This window comes from Paenibacillus sp. FSL R10-2782 (assembly GCF_038592985.1).
GTDB lineage: Bacteria > Bacillota > Bacilli > Paenibacillales > Paenibacillaceae > Paenibacillus > Paenibacillus terrae_C.
The window spans coordinates 1,003,569-1,019,222 of the sequence record NZ_CP151951.1 but is presented as its reverse complement, the minus strand read 5'-3'; the positions used below and the strand labels follow the sequence as shown (position 1 = coordinate 1,019,222).

Here is a 15,654-nt window from a genome sequence, read left to right as displayed (position 1 = left end):
AGGCTCCATCATGCTTATGGCATACGGGCCTTCCTTTTTTGGATACTGGCACATGGGTTGCCAGCATTCATACCTTTTTACGAATGACTGTGCAGTACATTCAATATCTCTCTCAGTTCTGTAACAGGAATCTGCCCCGGCGCGGAAGCTTTCTTAGCGGCACCAAAGGTTAAAGCCGAACCAAACAGCTCTCCGGTCAGACGGCTCACGACACCTTTTCCCGCCATCGACATCGTAATAATAGGCCGGTCTGCGTATTCCTCAGCCATGGTACGCGTGGCATCCAGCAAGATCAGCACATCGGCCGTACATGTCGGCATAACCGCTATTTTAGGCAAATCGCCTCCCAACTCCTGCGCCTTGCGCAAACGAGATACGATTTCCTCCTTTGGCGGCGTCTTCTGGAAATCGTGATTGGATATAATTACGGATACGTTATGCTTATGCGCAGCTTCCACCAGCGCCTTCACATCGGCTTCGTCATTAAAAAGCTCCACATCAATGATATCTACCTGTCCCGTTTCGGCTGCCGTACGATTCAACTCCACATAACTCGCCGTACTGATTTCCTTTTCCCCGCCCTCCCGAGCGCTGCGGAACGTAAAGACGAGCGGAATATTCGCCAAGATGGACCGGATTTCAATCAAGGCAGCCTTAACCTTCTCCAAATCCTCTACATGCTCGAAAAAATCGACTCTCCACTCCACGATATCCAGATCGAGTGTACGCAAATGGGCAGCTTCTTCCTTCAGTTGCTTCAACGTTTCTCCCACCATCGGAACACAGATTTTAGGCGCACCTTCACCGATCAGAACATCTTTCACTTTAACGATTTTTGCCATATCAAACTCACTCCCAAATCATAGTTTTAAGTCGAGCATTTACAATATTTCATAGTATAACGCATTCTGAATAAGCCAGCTGATGATTAGTCCCCGATTGTTGGCTTACTCTGGATCAAGCGCGATTTTAGGGGACAATTTGCGACTTGATGGAAAAACGGTACTGTACCGGAAATTAACAAACACGGCCAGCACAATACCCACCACATTCACAATCAGAGCCAGCATAAAAACACTGGATATTTGAGAATGCTTCAAAAGAAAGCCGGTAAACACAGGGATGACCGTGTACGATACTGAAGTTGCTGTGTAAATGAACCCGGTGATCTGTCCTTTTCGTTGACTGAAAAACTCACTCATTACGGTCAAGGTCAGTTGAAGCACACCCGAAATGGAAAATCCGATGACACATGAGCTAATAATGGCCGCAGCCTGTGATTTGAAAAGGAGCAATGCTCCAAAGGCCAACAAAGAAATGCATGGATAAATGAGAATAATGTGAACCGGTTTGATCCACTTTCTTAACACAACCACCAATACAAATACGGAGACGAGAGAACCAACATTGTAATAGACTAATAATCTCAGGGACTCTGATTCAGTCATACCGATAAACTGCTGTCCAAAAGTAGGTAGCCACAACTGAACAATATACAGCAAGGTAGGCCCGGTAAAGCCGAGAACAATAAGGCAAAGCCCTTCCTGCCAGAAGCGCGGCTTGCTCCGGTCATTTGCTGTTAGCTCTACCGTTTGTTCCACGTTAGATACAGATGTATCGTGAACTGGCTCCTTGGGCGCCTGAACCCGCATGTCTGGAAACTTCATTTTGAACAGGTAAATCGCATTCAGACCAAATATGAGTGCTGGTAAAAAGAACGAGAACCCGTAAAAAATATCGTGATTCATAAAAAAGATAATCATTAACGGTAAAAACGCCGCTCCGATGGATATAAAACCTCTCACCAGCACGGTAGCCGAACCTGAGGATTGGGGAAAAGCTTCGATCAGAGCTGGATAAGTGCCTGAATCGAGAAAAGAATTCGCTACGCCTGCCAGCACAGCCAGCACCATCGCCATTTCAAAGCTGGGGCTTAACGGTATACCGACCAGGAAAACGGCCATTAATAGCCCTGCGACCACAATAAACGGCTTGCGACCATAACGGTCGGAAAGCACCCCGGATAGGTACAGCGTAAACAGCCTGCCAAATCCCATTGCGGATACCAGAAGACTGATTCCCGCCTGATCTGTATGCAAATGCTCGGTTAAAAAGGACATGTGTGACGCCAGCATAATGTTAAACATACCAAACAGAAGATAGTTTACATAAAGGCCGGACGCCACTGGAAAAGAAGAACGTTTCATCGTGAATTCACCAACTTTTGTGAGTAAGTCTTGTGATGCCACTAATGTGAATCATTTCACATCATGTGTGTCGATGATGAAGTATAGAACACATTTTTAAATTTATCAAGTTTAAATATTGCGAGACACACATTTAGACACGCTGATGCGTTTTTAAATAAAATTCCTCACCGTAGCTGAGCGAAAAGTTCCGAAAGTCCACTACAGCCGGGGATAAATACCTGTTTTTGATGCTCGCCAGATAGATAAAACGCTCGTATTCAGGATTAACAATAGGCAATGTTTTGACGTTAAAATAATCCAACGATGAAATTCGGGGCATGACCGCAATTCCGTAATTCACAGATACCAGCCCTGCCATCGCCGTGTCCTCTTCAATCTCGCAAATAATCTCTGGAGTAACTCCTACTCTGGCGAATAGATTTTCAATAATGGGACGTATACCGCTTTTCTTGTTAAAAAAGATAAAAGGATATGTCGCCGTATCCTTGAGATCGATTTGGTCCAGCGAAGCCAGCGGATGATCTGGTGAAACAATAACGACCAGCTCCTGCTGAGCCAACGGAATGAATTCAACGTCCGGTTCATTTTCCATGTGAGAACAGAAAGCCACATCGTAATGCTCCTGCTTCAAGCCCTGGATAATATCGTTCGTGTTCCCTTGATGAAAAGAAAAAGATATATCTTTGCGGGCATCCGAGGCGGAGAAGGCCTGAATAATCGCTGGAATGAAGTGCGAGCCTAACGTGTAAATGAACGCCAGATCCACATTACCGTGGTTAGGACTGACCAGTTCACGCAAGTTGTGCTCTCCCTTCTCCAATTCACTCATGGCATTCTCCACATATTTCAGGAAAAATCGTCCGTATTTGTTAAGCCGAATATTCCTCCCCTGCTTTTCAAACAAATGAACCCCCAGATCCTTTTCTAATTCTGAAATAGCATGGCTTAAACTGGGTTGAGTAATACATAGTCGTAAAGCTGCTTGGGTAAAATGCTCCATCTTTGCAAGTACACGAAAATATTGTAAGTGCTTCAGGTTCATAATTATGCCGTTCCCTTCTTTAATTTATATTTTAAATTATAGACCTAAACTATGAAAAGCAATAGAAATATGCATTGGATTTATAATAACACTCCTTATATAATAAAGACATAGAAACAATGTGAATTTTTTCACTATTAGACGATGGATCTAAAACTTAAGTTGGGAGCTATACTCATGAAAAATCCTTACATCAGAATGGCAACAGGGCTTTACATCAACTATTTTCTTCTGGGTATGATCAATGTTATTCTCTCCTCGAATATGAGCTTCCTGACCGTGCAATTGAACACGGATAAGGCTGCCATCGGTTATCTGGTGTCAGCGATCGGGATCGGTAAGCTGCTGGCGCTCGGGGTAGCCGGGAAAATGTCAGACAAGTATGGAAGAAAGCCGCTCGTTGTGATTGCATCATTTGCTTATTTAATTTTCCTGATCGGTATTCCCCTTGCACCCAACTATACGTTGGCTTTCGTATTTGCTATTATCGCAGGGCTTTGTAACTCCATGATGGATTCGGGAACGTATCCCGCATTAATTGAAGGGTTCGGAACAAAAGCCGGATCTGCAACGGTCTTGGTCAAAGCATCCGTTTCTATCGGTGCCATTGTTATTCCGTTCATGATTGCATTCTTTATCGATCACAATATGTTCTATGGCTACTCCTTCTTTATTCCGGCAGGTATTTATCTGCTGAGCGGTATCTTCTTGTCGATGACAGCCTTCCCTAATCACAAGGCTGAGGAACAAAAAGCTCCAACCGAGGTTGCCCAATCAGTGGATACATTCCGCACCGAGCCTAAGTTTTGGCAAGAGGGTCTGTCCCTGATCATTATCGGGTTTACTTCCACTGTATTGTTCATGGTCGTGCAGCTATGGCTTCCTACCTTTGGGCAAGAGGCTTTGGGTATGGAGAAAGCCAATGCTATTAAACTGCTGAGCTACTATAGTATAGGTTCGCTGGTTTCCGTTATTCTGTTAGCCGTGGTACTTGGCAGATTCATTAAACCGGTTACTGTCATGATTGTATATCCGTTTATTGCCCTGCTTTCCTTGCTGGCTTTAATTACTTGGCACAATCCTGCCGCTACGATAATCAGTTCGTTCTTAATCGGATTGTCTACCGCAGGTATATTCCAAATTGCTCTCACCGTTATGACGGAATTCTTCCGCAAAAACAAAGGGACTACGACTTCTCTCGTGAACATTGCAGCCAGTCTTTCGTTCATCCTGATGCCGTTAGCTACCGGGGGCATGTCCAAGAGCCTCGGAATTACTTCCGTGTTCATTCTGGATATTTCGATTGCCGTAGTCAGTATTTTGCTGGCCGTGTTTGTTGCTTATCGATATAAAAAAGTGTTTCATTAAACTACAAAGATTACTTGGAGGCTTATATCATGAAAAATGCTGGACGTATTGACGGAAGAACACAATTAATCGGATTGCTTGCTACACCGATCGGACATTCTTTGTCCCCGGCTATGCATAATCTCGCGTTTGAAAAACTGGGCCTGAACAACGCGTATATGGCCTTTGAAGTAGGAAATGAACAGCTGGAAGAAGTCGTACGCGGTCTGCGTGCTCTGAACATACGCGGTTATAACGTGTCCATGCCAAACAAAACAGCCATTGTGCAGTACCTTGACGAGCTGGACGACAGCGCTAAATTTACAGGTGCCGTCAACACCGTCGTGAACACGGATGGCAAGCTGAAAGGCTACAGCACAGACGGATCTGGTTATGTTCGCAACCTGCGTGAACACGGTATTGATCTGAAAGGCAAAAAAATGACACTCGTCGGCTCTGGCGGTGCAGCTACACCCATTGCTATTGAAGCAGCTCAAGCAGGTCTGGGTGAAATTTCAATCTTTGCCCGTAATGATCAGTTCTTTGCCCGTGCGGAAGAAAATGTCCGTATTATTAATGAAGATATGAAACACACCCAAGTCAAAGCAAATATATATCCTCTGGAGGATCAAGAACAATTACGTGAAGAGATCCGCACAAGTCATATCTTCGCTAACGGTACAGGCGTCGGCATGAAACCGTTGGAAGGCAAAAGTGTGATTGAAGATGTGTCCATGCTTCGTTCCGATCTGATCGTGACCGATGTAGTATACAGCCCGGCTAAATCCAAGCTGATGGAACAAGCCGAATCCGTAGGTGCAACCGCCATTAACGGTCTGGGCATGATGCTGTGGCAGGGCGCACTTGCTTTCGAGCTGTGGACAGGCCAGGAAATGCCGGTCTCTTATATCAAAGAACAGCTGTTTGCGGACCAATTGTAAGAATGAAAGAGACTATAATACTCAAAAGAGACTATATCCGGCGAATGATCGTTTCTGCCGGATATAGTCTCTTTTTATTACTAAATCTTTTCATTAGTCCTTATACGGATCGAACTCATTCGCCCCCGCCATACATACTCCAATAGGCTTGAGCTCATGCAGAACCTCCACCGTCTCAGCATGAGCGTCCAGCACCTCGCGCAGCCTGCGGTAAACGAACGGGCTTTCATCCGTACCCGCTCCGCGCAGCTCGACACCATAGTCCTGTACGGCCTCCTTCATCTGCAAGTCCGTAATCTGCCCGCCGCTGCGCGTACGGGTTTTCCAGTTCATTTTACCGGCTGCCTGCGTACGGCTCATAATGCGTCCTGCACCATGAACTGTACTATAGTAGGAATCGCGATTTTCTACCGTATCCTTACCGCGTACAATCACTGAAATATCACCCATGCTTCCACCAATAAAACCCGTTTGGCCAGGAGCCGAGGGAGTAGCACCTTTGCGGACTACAATCGTGTCACGTCCATCATGCTGCTCTTTCCATGCGTAATTATGGTGATTATGCACGGCAAAGTCCGCTTCGGTGCCCATTATACCAAGCACCTGATCTATCACATAATCCCGTCCCGCATAAGCATAACGTCCGGCAAGCCGCATCGCACGGTAGTACATATCCCCCAACTCACTATTCATGTCCAGCAGCACTGGCGGTTGATCCATATGCTCTCCCGGCGCTTTTCCGAGAAACTCCCGTCCTGCCGCCAAGTTTAGAAATCCGCTTGCTGTTTTATGTCCAAAGCCCCGGCTTCCAAAATGGTTCGCAATCCAGACCTGACCTGTCGCTTCCTCCACGAATACGTCAACAAAATGATTACCACTCCCCACCGTACCCAACTGGTCTCTTGCCAAGGATTTCAGCTTGTCATGCTCCCGTTTCCCAATCGCAGCATATACCGCCCAATCCGGGTCATCGAACAGCTCATGATCTACCTGAACCGCATTTATACGGCCTACGCCAAAGGAAATATGACGTGCAATTTCATCCATAATGAATGAAATACGCGGCAAAACATCTGCTGCGAACAGCTTGGTTCTAACCGCCTTATTTCCGCATCCGATATCATACCCGACACCTGAAGGTGAAATTTGTCCGTCATATACCATCACGCCGCCAATCGGCTGACTGTAGCCTTTATGATGATCCGCCATCAGCAGCGCCTGAATCACATTACCGTTCTCGGCACAAATACGGGCTTGAGATAATGCTCCTGCATCAGGTGCTCCCCATACTCGTACTCCATTGATTTCTTGATAAGCCACCGTTTCATCCTCCTGTATTTAACTTCATATTCAAACGTTGAACTTGTTATTAGCATTATGTATGTTTTACCAGCTTTCGAACAGGGTGAAAGTATTACAAGCACAGCAACAGATGTCCCGTAAGAAAATGAAAAAGATATCCATGCAGCCAATAAGGCTGTAGGATATCTTTTTTTAGGTGGAAGTATTTAACAGACTAATGTGCAGACGTATTTTTCAAATCCGCTTCAAATCGAAGACCAATCTGCTGTCTTGCATCCTCCATCACTTCGGCGACTGCGAGTGAACACTCCAGTGAATTAATGGAGCTATTACGTTCTCCGCTTTTAATCAGATCAATAAACTCCTGAATTTCATAATACATCGGTTCACGGGTCTGTGCTTTCGTCAGATCCTCAATCGTGCCGTCCCGATAATGAATTTTCACCTCATACGGCTGGCTTATTTTGTCGATCACCATCGTTCCATTCTCACCCTGAATTTCAGCAGGCAAATATGAATCGGTAATCTTGGAGTGCATGACGACGGCGTCCATATCCGGATATCGCATAGCGATGCTGCCTTCCCCATCTACACCAGAAGACAAGAGCACGCCAACCGCACGAACTTCCTCCGGTTTGCCGAACAATGCCACCATAGGATACAAGCAATAAACCCCAAGGTCCATCAATGAACCATTCGAAAAAGCCGGATTAAAGGCATTCAACACTTTTCCTTGCTTAAAAGCATCAAAACGTGATGAATATTGACAATAACTTGCAAAATAACGCCTAACACGGCCTATTTTATACATATGGTCTTTAACAATTTTAAAGTTTGGCATAAGCGTAGATTTAATGGCCTCCATTAGCAAAACATCATTGTTGCGCGCAGCCTCAATCATGCTCTGCACCTCCGTTGCATTGGAGGCAAACGGCTTCTCACACAGTACGTGCTTTCCGTGATTCATACACACAATCGCCTGCTCCGCATGCAAGGAGTTGGGACTGGCAATGTATACGGCATCCACCTGATCACTTGCAGCCATTTGCGCTAAGTCTGTAAATACCTCCGGATGGCTGTTGTTCTTGGCGGCAAAAGCTTTGCCTTTATCCTCTGTTCGTGAGTATACCGCCGTCAGGGCAAATTCGTCCGTCTCTACCGCGGCTTGAATAAACCTCTCCGTTATCCAGTTGGTTCCAACAATACCAAAACGTATCACAGTATCCCATCCTTCCCCGTGAGTAATTTACATTTAAAATATGTATCCATTCTCGCATTCTAGCCTAAGCTTGTCCACTATACAGTTAAGCATACTTCGTCCTTAGAGATAATCTATTCGACAAAAAAAGACTGCGGTCATCAGCCAATTCATTCTGATTGTACCACAGTCCTTGTATGTTGTTTCTGATTTATACTTTCAGCGAACGCACCTCTGACTCGGATAAGCCAGATGCTTTTACAATCACTTCAATTTCAAGCCCCATATTCAGCATATTTCGTGCGATTTCAATTGCCTTCTGGCGCTCTCCTTCAACTTTACCTTCTGCTTTACCTTCAGCCTTCCCCTCTGCCTTACCTAGTTTCAAGCCTTCCTCCCTTGCGCCTTCGATCATGGAAGCCTCATCATGCAGGTACTTTTGTCGGGCTTCATACTGTAAACGCGCCTCTTTATCCTGACTTAGAAACTCCAGCGTAGTCATCGCCTTTTTCAAACCGGGTTCATTCATGGCTAGTACCTCCCATTGAGATGGATTACTTCCCTTTAGAAACAGAAGCCAGTTGACCAAGCCACCGCTACCAGCCGGAATCTCGTGCTCATCCAGTTTGGGCAGTTCCAAAAAATGCAACTCCATATCATCACTAAACGGGATGCCCGTACGGTCCTCTGCCAAATGAAACACATTATGATAACGGCTGTTCCGTAGGAAGGAATAATTCAAAATGTTGATCGTTACACACTTTCTCAGCAGCTTATAGGATTGGCCTTCGTACAATTGTCCTGCATACTGCTTACTCCAATAAAACAAAGTTCGTTTATCCATGTCATACTTATTGAAAAGCTGCATCTCCACATTAATGAGCTGACCTTCCGACGTTCTGGCCCGAATATCCAAAATAGACTGCTTATCACGCGGTGCGTCCTTATCCGTATACGGATTCAAAAGTACAATTTCCGTTAATGGAGGTTTCCCCGCTTCCTCAAAGGTACGATTTAGAAAAGTTAAAAGCACATCACGATTTTCCTCGCTTCCGAAAATGCGCTTAAACAAAAAGTCATTGCGGGGGTCCAGCATTTCTACCACTAGAATCAGCTCCATCTGCTCATATTATACCACGACAATGAATAAGAAAGTACAATAAAGAACATACGTTCTCATATCCATCAATCAAAATATACCAGCTTCATGACCGCCAATCCATATTCCTAATGGATCATTTTCAGCGTGCTTACCTGCACAGATGTGCAAGGCTTTTAGAAATGTGTACCACAAAAAAAACCGTCCTCACGGACGGTCAACAATTTTTATTTTTTAGAAATTACCTTGCCTACCTCTACCAAAATGGCATCCATAGAAGCGGGATCATGCACGTCATATTCATCAATGTTTAGACGCAGCACAGGACAGGCATCGAACTCGTTGATCCAGTTGGAGTATCTGCGATACATTTGCTCCCAATAAGATCGCTCGGTCTGGATTTCCATTTCACGACCGCGCTCCTCGATCCGGCTCAGTATGGATGGCAAGCTGCCTTCCAGGTAGACCAGCACATCCGGGTGCGGGAAAAACGGTGTCATCACCATCGCCTCAAACAGACTGGTATACGTTTCATAATCCGTAGGGTTCATCGTCCCCTGATCGGCATGCATTTTCGCAAAAATTCCTGTGTCCTCATAAATCGAACGGTCCTGCACAAAGCCTCCACCGGATAAGAAAATATTTTTTTGCTCCTTGAAGCGCTCGGCCAGAAAATAAATTTGCAGATGAAAGCTCCATCTTTCGAAATCGTGATAAAACTTCTCCAGATATGGATTATGATCTACCTTCTCCAGGGAGGTTTTAAAGCCCAGGCGTTCAGCCAAAGCAGCCGTTAGTGTGGATTTCCCCACACCTACCGTGCCCGCTACCGTAATCAGGGCATTCGCGGGAATGCTGTATTTATTCATTGAATAAGCTCCTTTACATCAGAAACAATCTGTTCAAATTGTGCTCGGTTTTCTACAAAATCAATCTCATTCCCGTTAACGGTCAATATCTTGGGAAAAGGAGCCTGTTTGGCGAGAAATTGTATGCCATTATCATAATCGGTGATGAGCTGCTCCAGATATGCCGGGTCCATCTCCTGTTCAAAGGAGCGCGCCCGTTTGCGGATTCTGCCCAGCAACGTATCCAAATCGGCTTTAATGTATATGATCACGTCCGGCTTAGGCATATCGTCGGTGAGCAGATGATAGATTTGGCGATATTTTTCAAGTTTCACACCCTTTAGGGTCCGCTCAGCAAAAATGAGGTTTTTATAAATATGATAGTCGGAAATAACAGGCTGTGCCTTCTCGATATATTGCAGGCCGGTATCCTCCAGTTGCTTGTACCGATTGCAGAGAAAGAACATTTCCAGTTGGAAGCTCCACTCATCTATATTTTGATAAAATTTATTGAGAAACGGGTTCTCCTCGACAATCTCTTTAATAATCGGCATATGCAGCTCCGTTGAAAGCATGGAAGCCAACGTCGTTTTCCCTGCTCCGATCGGCCCTTCAACAGCTATAAATGGGGCTTGTTTCATGTAGTTCCGTTCCTCCTTGTACTTCGGTCCATCCCATGGATAGCTATCCTATTGTATCACAAGGAAGTAGGCTAAAGGCATATACTTTCTCTTATGTATCCTCCGATAAAACAACAAAACAGAGACGCTATATCTTCCTTCATAGCTCCCCTGTTTCTCCTTGAACATTTATGCCTTACGCTTATTTAAACCAGCCTTTTTCATTAAAACGCGTAATCGCCTCAATTCGATTGCTGACACCCAGCTTATCCAGAATGACTGAAATGTAATTACGCACCGTCCCTGTCGTCAGGTACAGCTCACCGGCAATCTCTTTAGTGTTCTTCCCGTCAGCAATGAGCGCCAAGACGGTCTTCTCACGCTCAGTCAGCGGGTTAACTTCGGCATAAGCATCATCGACCAGCTCTGGAGCATAAATGCGACGGCCTGCCATAATACTTCGAATCGAGGAAGCCAGTTCTTCACTGGGACTGTCCTTGAGCAGATAACCGTGCGTACCTGCCTTGATAGCCCGTTCAAAATATCCGGGACGGGCAAACGTGGTCAGAATCAGCACCTTGCAATTCAAGCCTTTGAGTTCCTCAGCCGCATCCAATCCGCTTTTGATTGGCATTTCGATATCCATGATGCATATATCCGGCTGATGCAGCTTGACCAGCTCTAAAGCCTCTTCCCCGTTGCTTGCTTTTCCGACTACTTTCATGTCCTCTTCCAAGTCCAGCAGGGAGGCCAAAGCACCCAGCAGCATACGCTGGTCTTCCGCAATGACGATTCGAATCATGGCCCCACCTCCTCATTTGGCTTTTCAGTGATATTCGGCACTTTTATGATCAGGGCCGTTCCCTGATCTGAACGCAGTTCCATACAGCCGTTCACAAATTCGAGCCTTTCCTTCATCCCTTGCAAACCATTCCCCCGAAAGGCTGCACTTTCTCCCGTAACGCCGACTCCATTGTCCTGAATCCGAAGGGTCAGCTCCTTACGAGAGGGCTCAATGGTAATGGAGCAGGCTGTAGCGCCACTGTGCTTCACCACATTGGTCACCGCCTCTTTCATACACATACTAAGCACATTCTCGTTCATTAAAGACGTATGCTCCAGCTTCGGATCGCCCTCCAAGGTGAATTCAATGTGAGCTGCCTTTAAAATCTGCCGAATACGCAGTAATTCATCCTCTAATCGCATACCTCGCATCTGTGTGACCATTTCCCGCACTTCTTTTAACGCACTTCTCGCCGTAAGACGAACATCGTTAATTTCAGCGTGAGCCCGCTCCGGGTACTGATCCATCAGCTTGCCAGCCAAATCACTTTTCAGCCCGATGAGTGACAGCTTTTGACCGAGAGTATCATGCAGGTCGCGCGCAATTCTTTGCCGCTCCTCCAGCTTAATCAATTCCGATATTTTCTTATTGGCATCCTCCAATTGCACTTGAAGCCGATCACTTTTATTTCGGTTAAAAGTGGTTATCGGAATCAAGATTACACCAAGCAGATTCAGCAGAATAAAAGGAAGCTGCTTAATAAAAACAGGATCTTGGGCTACGAAGCCGTAATTGATCAATCCAATGGTACAGACCATCAGAACAATATACAGTGTAGTGAATGCGGCCTTGCTTTTGATATTACCGATCAGAAAAGCGATAAATATCGAGAAATACATATAGCTGAATAGCAACGTCATGGTAATGGATATCGCAATTTGTACACTCGTCCAGAAGTAGATCAGCCACCCCCGAGAGACAAAAGCCAGTACATAACAAGCAAAAAACACTAAAATAATGATGGTACCCAGCACAATATGGCTTGTAGATGAGGAGCTAAAATAATAGAAGGGCAGGATATAAAAGACAACCCATACATACGGGTTAAGTCCCGTATTTCTTTGAAAAATCTGATACCATTTTTGCATCCTGCCCACCCTTTATCATTTCACTTATTTAGCTTATATCCCTTATCTTATCATACCGTGTTTCGTACAAAGTTATTTTCTTTCCGTACTCACAACAGGTGTGGGGACGGGTTTCGTAACAGCAACACGTTTGCTGAGCAACGGCTTCACCTGTTTAAAGGTCAAAAAGGTTTTCGTGCTTTCATCCCAAAGACGAAACTTCAGGGATTGCAGACTGCTACTCACTGTGATGGTGGTCGCTTTTTGCAGCAACGGTGTCGCTTCATGTGCCTTCTCCAAATTGTAATTTGGTACCTTCGGGCTCAAGTGATGAACGTGATGGAAGCCGATATTGCCCGTAATCCATTGTAATACCTTAGGAAGCTTATAGTAAGAGCTGCCTTCTACGGCTGCGTTAATATAGCTCCAGTCTTCATCATGCTCAAAATACGAATCCTCAAACTGATGCTGTACATAGAACAACCAGATACCGAGCGCACCCGATACAAAAAAGATAGGTGCCTGTACCAAAACAAAAGCTTGCCAGCCGATGGCCCAGCACAACAGTGCGTACAAGATAACTAGAGATATATTCGTTACATGCGTATTTATTCTTTCCTTACGTTTCGCCGTTTTTGTATTAAAGCGATAGGAAATCAAAAAAGTGTAGATCGGACCGAGTACGAACATAACCCATGGATTCCGGTATATCCGATAAGCCAGCCGTGTCCATACAGAAGCTTCTGCATATTCTTCCACCGTAAGCACCCACATATCACCTGTGCCTCGTTTGTCCAGATTACTGCTGGTTGCATGATGGATCGCGTGGCTATTTTTCCATTGATCATACGGACAAAGCGTAATAATACCTGTAATCGTGCCCACAATGCCATTCAGCTTGCGACTTTTGAAGAACGATTGATGACCGCAATCATGAAAAATGATAAACGTCCGTACGACAAACCCGGAAGCAATAATCGTAATCGGAAGGGTCAGCCAATACGATACCGACAGACTGAGATAGGCGGCATACCATAGCAGGATCAGTGGACCCAGAGTGTTAATGAGTTGCAGAACGCTGGATTTTGTGTTTATTTTCTCGTAGGGAGCCATATTTTTTTTCAATTGGGCTAATGGGAGTTGTGTCATACTTAATGTTGATCCTCCTTTAAAATGACGCCCATACCTTGATCTCGTCAGGCGTACATGTTGGTCTAACCTCAGTATAAGGGGATACCTGTGTTCGATGTAGTCATAAACGTCAGTTCAGGAATATGACATTTGTCATATAGGCAAATAACATGACCTCTTTGCCAAATGTTCACGGGTTTCTTTTCGGAAGATTATTTGTTAAAATATAAGATAAATAACGCTGTATGTGACTGGCGAAGTCAGTGGAATCAACCACGAGGGAGCATACAATGAAAGCGTGCCGTTCGCCTGGGAGAAGTATTTGCAGAGGATTCGTCTGTCGTGACGACCTTGTGCAAATACTTTTTTTCGTTTTACAAGACCATAAACACCCTGTTGATTCCATCATGCGATAAATTCAGAGGAGGTTCAGACTATGGCTATCATTATGAAATCCAAAGAAGCAGCTGAGCAAGTGTATGCATCGATCCGTAACAAAGTAGAACAAATGAAACAGCAAGGGCATCGCCCTCATTTGGCAACACTGTTGGTAGAAGGTGATCCGGCCTCTGCCTACTACGCCCGGACCAAGCAAAAAATAGCGGAGAAGCTGGGCATCTCCTTTCATCTTCATACCTTTGACCGCCATGTAAGCGAAGCTGAACTCCTTCACCTGATCGGCAGCCTGAACGAAGCCTCTCATGTTCATGGTATTATGCTGGAATTGCCTCTTCCCCAGCATCTATCCGCCTCAGCGATTAAACAATCCATCGCCCCGTACAAGGATATTGATGGAATTACCCCAGGCAACAAGCTGGCTACCGTTACAGGTGAAAGCGGATTGTATCCCGCTACGCCTCAAGCCTGCATTGAGCTGCTCAAACATTACGGTCACACATTGGCAGGCAAAAATGTCACCCTTGTCGGCATAGGACAGACGGTGGGACTTCCCCTTTTTCACATGCTGCAAAGAGAAAATGCCACCGTTACCGCCTGTCATGCAGGCACACGTGATATTGCGGAGCATTTGAGCCATGCAGACATTGCCTTCGTTGCAGTCGGTTGCCCTGATGTGATTACACAGGATATGGTTCATCCCGGTTTGATTTTGGTAGATGCGGGAATTAACGAGACGCTGGAGGGAACAATAGTGGGGGATGCTGCTTTAGACGTTGGGGAAAAGGTACATGCCATTTCTCCGGTTCCCGGCGGTGTCGGCACATTAACAACTGCGATTTTGTACAAGAATCTGCTCAAAGCAATAGATCTGCAACAATACTCCAGAGAGGTGGCCTATTCATGAGTGAACTGTCGTGGAGCGATTCCATCGGACATTTTCTAAGAGAGGCTGGAAGTGCAGCACCTACTCCCGGCGGAGGAAGTGTATCCGCACTGGCAGCGGCACTGGGCGCGGCTATGACCTCCATGACCGCCAGCCTTACCCAAGGAGAAAAGTACGCGCATGTTCATGGTCAAATCACTGAAGTGATTCATAGCATGGAAAATCTGTCTGCGCGCTGTGAGGAACTGATGACCGCAGATATTCAATCCTTTGAACAATACATGACCGTATTGCGCTTGCCCAAAGAAACAGACGAAGAAAAACGCTATCGTACCCATTCCCTACAGACCGCGGTGATCGCCGCCATTGAGGTGCCGATGCGTTTACTGGAAGTATGCCGGGACGGAATGCAGCGTGCCTACAGTATTGTGGAACTGTCCAACAAAAATGTCATTTCTGATCTCGGCATAGGCGCGATTCTGTTCGAGGCTGCCGCCCAATCCGCCCTGCTCACCGTTGAAATCAACCTTGCTTCACTGAAAGATTTGGATGCCAAACTCGCCTATGAAGCGAAAACGGCTGCGCTCATCCATGAAATTGGACAAATCAAAGCGCAAACCTTATTGATCGTACGCAGCCGAATAACGGGCTAAAAAACAACCTCCAAATCCACACTAAGCGTGGGTTTCTGGAGGTTATTTTATTCGAATAGATGTGTTTTGG

The 15,654-nt window shown here is 45.6% G+C and carries 15 protein-coding genes and 1 riboswitch; of the genes, 4 read left to right on the top strand and 11 right to left on the bottom strand.

Translation table 11 applies throughout. The features are described from left to right. Positions 1–77: 77 nt before the first annotated feature. From aroD to NST83_RS04615, 3 genes are all read right to left on the bottom strand, one after another. A complete protein-coding gene (gene aroD, locus NST83_RS04625; protein WP_137061635.1) occupies positions 78–842 on the bottom strand; it encodes a type I 3-dehydroquinate dehydratase in 765 nt (254 codons plus the stop codon). Between the two features lie 105 nt (positions 843–947). Continuing rightward, positions 948–2,207 carry an MFS transporter gene (locus NST83_RS04620; protein ID WP_342416749.1) on the bottom strand — a complete coding sequence of 420 codons (1,260 nt, stop codon included), beginning with the start codon at positions 2,205–2,207 and terminating at the stop codon, positions 948–950. A gap of 133 nt (positions 2,208–2,340) precedes the next feature. Next, positions 2,341–3,252, bottom strand: coding sequence for a LysR family transcriptional regulator (locus NST83_RS04615; RefSeq protein WP_342416748.1), 912 nt, complete (start codon positions 3,250–3,252; stop codon positions 2,341–2,343). A gap of 177 nt (positions 3,253–3,429) precedes the next feature. On the opposite strand from NST83_RS04615, the gene NST83_RS04610 reads away from it, so the two are divergent. Continuing rightward, positions 3,430–4,620, top strand: a complete 1,191-nt coding sequence (locus NST83_RS04610) for an MFS transporter (RefSeq protein WP_342416747.1) — start codon at positions 3,430–3,432, stop codon at positions 4,618–4,620. Positions 4,621–4,649: 29 nt separating this feature from the next. Beyond that, positions 4,650–5,540 carry a shikimate dehydrogenase gene (locus NST83_RS04605; protein ID WP_137061631.1) on the top strand — a complete coding sequence of 297 codons (891 nt, stop codon included), beginning with the start codon at positions 4,650–4,652 and terminating at the stop codon, positions 5,538–5,540. Positions 5,541–5,633: 93 nt separating this feature from the next. On the opposite strand, the gene NST83_RS04600 is transcribed toward NST83_RS04605, so the two are convergent. The 8 genes from NST83_RS04600 to NST83_RS04565 form a co-directional block, all read right to left on the bottom strand. Continuing rightward, positions 5,634–6,860 (bottom strand): RtcB family protein, encoded by a 1,227-nt coding sequence (locus tag NST83_RS04600; RefSeq protein WP_342416746.1) that lies wholly within the window; start codon positions 6,858–6,860, stop codon positions 5,634–5,636. Positions 6,861–7,056: 196 nt separating this feature from the next. After that, positions 7,057–8,058, bottom strand: a complete 1,002-nt coding sequence (locus NST83_RS04595) for a Gfo/Idh/MocA family oxidoreductase (RefSeq protein WP_137062228.1) — start codon at positions 8,056–8,058, stop codon at positions 7,057–7,059. Positions 8,059–8,251: 193 nt separating this feature from the next. After that, positions 8,252–9,160, bottom strand: a complete 909-nt coding sequence (locus NST83_RS04590; protein WP_342416745.1) for an Rpn family recombination-promoting nuclease/putative transposase — start codon at positions 9,158–9,160, stop codon at positions 8,252–8,254. Positions 9,161–9,366: 206 nt separating this feature from the next. Next, positions 9,367–10,008 (bottom strand): deoxynucleoside kinase, encoded by a 642-nt coding sequence (locus NST83_RS04585; protein ID WP_342416744.1) that lies wholly within the window; start codon positions 10,006–10,008, stop codon positions 9,367–9,369. Then, positions 10,005–10,628 carry a deoxynucleoside kinase gene (locus NST83_RS04580; protein ID WP_342416743.1) on the bottom strand — a complete coding sequence of 208 codons (624 nt, stop codon included), beginning with the start codon at positions 10,626–10,628 and terminating at the stop codon, positions 10,005–10,007. Before NST83_RS04580 ends, NST83_RS04585 begins: the two co-directional genes overlap by 4 nt. 181 nt (positions 10,629–10,809) lie before the next feature. After that, on the bottom strand, positions 10,810–11,409 hold the full coding sequence (locus NST83_RS04575) for a response regulator transcription factor (protein WP_025683815.1): 600 nt from the start codon (positions 11,407–11,409) through the stop codon (positions 10,810–10,812). After that, positions 11,406–12,539, bottom strand: a complete 1,134-nt coding sequence (locus NST83_RS04570) for a sensor histidine kinase (protein ID WP_342416742.1) — start codon at positions 12,537–12,539, stop codon at positions 11,406–11,408. Before NST83_RS04570 ends, NST83_RS04575 begins: the two co-directional genes overlap by 4 nt. A gap of 72 nt (positions 12,540–12,611) precedes the next feature. Continuing rightward, positions 12,612–13,667, bottom strand: a complete 1,056-nt coding sequence (locus NST83_RS04565; RefSeq protein ID WP_342416741.1) for a fatty acid desaturase — start codon at positions 13,665–13,667, stop codon at positions 12,612–12,614. Between the two features lie 219 nt (positions 13,668–13,886). Further along, a riboswitch (ZMP/ZTP riboswitch) is annotated at positions 13,887–13,971 on the top strand. A gap of 114 nt (positions 13,972–14,085) precedes the next feature. Here NST83_RS04565 and NST83_RS04560 point away from each other — a divergent pair. Next, a complete protein-coding gene (locus NST83_RS04560) occupies positions 14,086–14,952 on the top strand; it encodes a bifunctional 5,10-methylenetetrahydrofolate dehydrogenase/5,10-methenyltetrahydrofolate cyclohydrolase (protein ID WP_342416740.1) in 867 nt (288 codons plus the stop codon). Then, positions 14,949–15,584 carry a cyclodeaminase/cyclohydrolase family protein gene (locus NST83_RS04555; protein ID WP_342416739.1) on the top strand — a complete coding sequence of 212 codons (636 nt, stop codon included), beginning with the start codon at positions 14,949–14,951 and terminating at the stop codon, positions 15,582–15,584. Before NST83_RS04560 ends, NST83_RS04555 begins: the two co-directional genes overlap by 4 nt. Positions 15,585–15,654 lie beyond the last annotated feature (70 nt).

Bases quoted from the DNA above. Each gene is read 5' to 3' on its own strand.
- NST83_RS04555 (WP_342416739.1), top strand. From the start codon at position 14,949: ATGAGTGAACTGTCGTGGAGCGATTCCATCGGACATTTTCTAAGAGAG.
- NST83_RS04620 (WP_342416749.1), bottom strand. From the start codon at position 2,207: ATGAAACGTTCTTCTTTTCCAGTGGCGTCCGGCCTTTATGTAAACTAT.
- NST83_RS04610 (WP_342416747.1), top strand. From the start codon at position 3,430: ATGAAAAATCCTTACATCAGAATGGCAACAGGGCTTTACATCAACTAT.
- NST83_RS04565 (WP_342416741.1), bottom strand. From the start codon at position 13,667: ATGACACAACTCCCATTAGCCCAATTGAAAAAAAATATGGCTCCCTAC.
- NST83_RS04560 (WP_342416740.1), top strand. From the start codon at position 14,086: ATGGCTATCATTATGAAATCCAAAGAAGCAGCTGAGCAAGTGTATGCA.
- NST83_RS04605 (WP_137061631.1), top strand. From the start codon at position 4,650: ATGAAAAATGCTGGACGTATTGACGGAAGAACACAATTAATCGGATTG.
- NST83_RS04580 (WP_342416743.1), bottom strand. From the start codon at position 10,628: ATGAAACAAGCCCCATTTATAGCTGTTGAAGGGCCGATCGGAGCAGGG.
- NST83_RS04590 (WP_342416745.1), bottom strand. From the start codon at position 9,160: ATGGAGCTGATTCTAGTGGTAGAAATGCTGGACCCCCGCAATGACTTT.
- NST83_RS04585 (WP_342416744.1), bottom strand. From the start codon at position 10,008: ATGAATAAATACAGCATTCCCGCGAATGCCCTGATTACGGTAGCGGGC.
- NST83_RS04570 (WP_342416742.1), bottom strand. From the start codon at position 12,539: ATGCAAAAATGGTATCAGATTTTTCAAAGAAATACGGGACTTAACCCG.
- NST83_RS04575 (WP_025683815.1), bottom strand. From the start codon at position 11,409: ATGATTCGAATCGTCATTGCGGAAGACCAGCGTATGCTGCTGGGTGCT.
- aroD (WP_137061635.1), bottom strand. From the start codon at position 842: ATGGCAAAAATCGTTAAAGTGAAAGATGTTCTGATCGGTGAAGGTGCG.
- NST83_RS04615 (WP_342416748.1), bottom strand. From the start codon at position 3,252: ATGAACCTGAAGCACTTACAATATTTTCGTGTACTTGCAAAGATGGAG.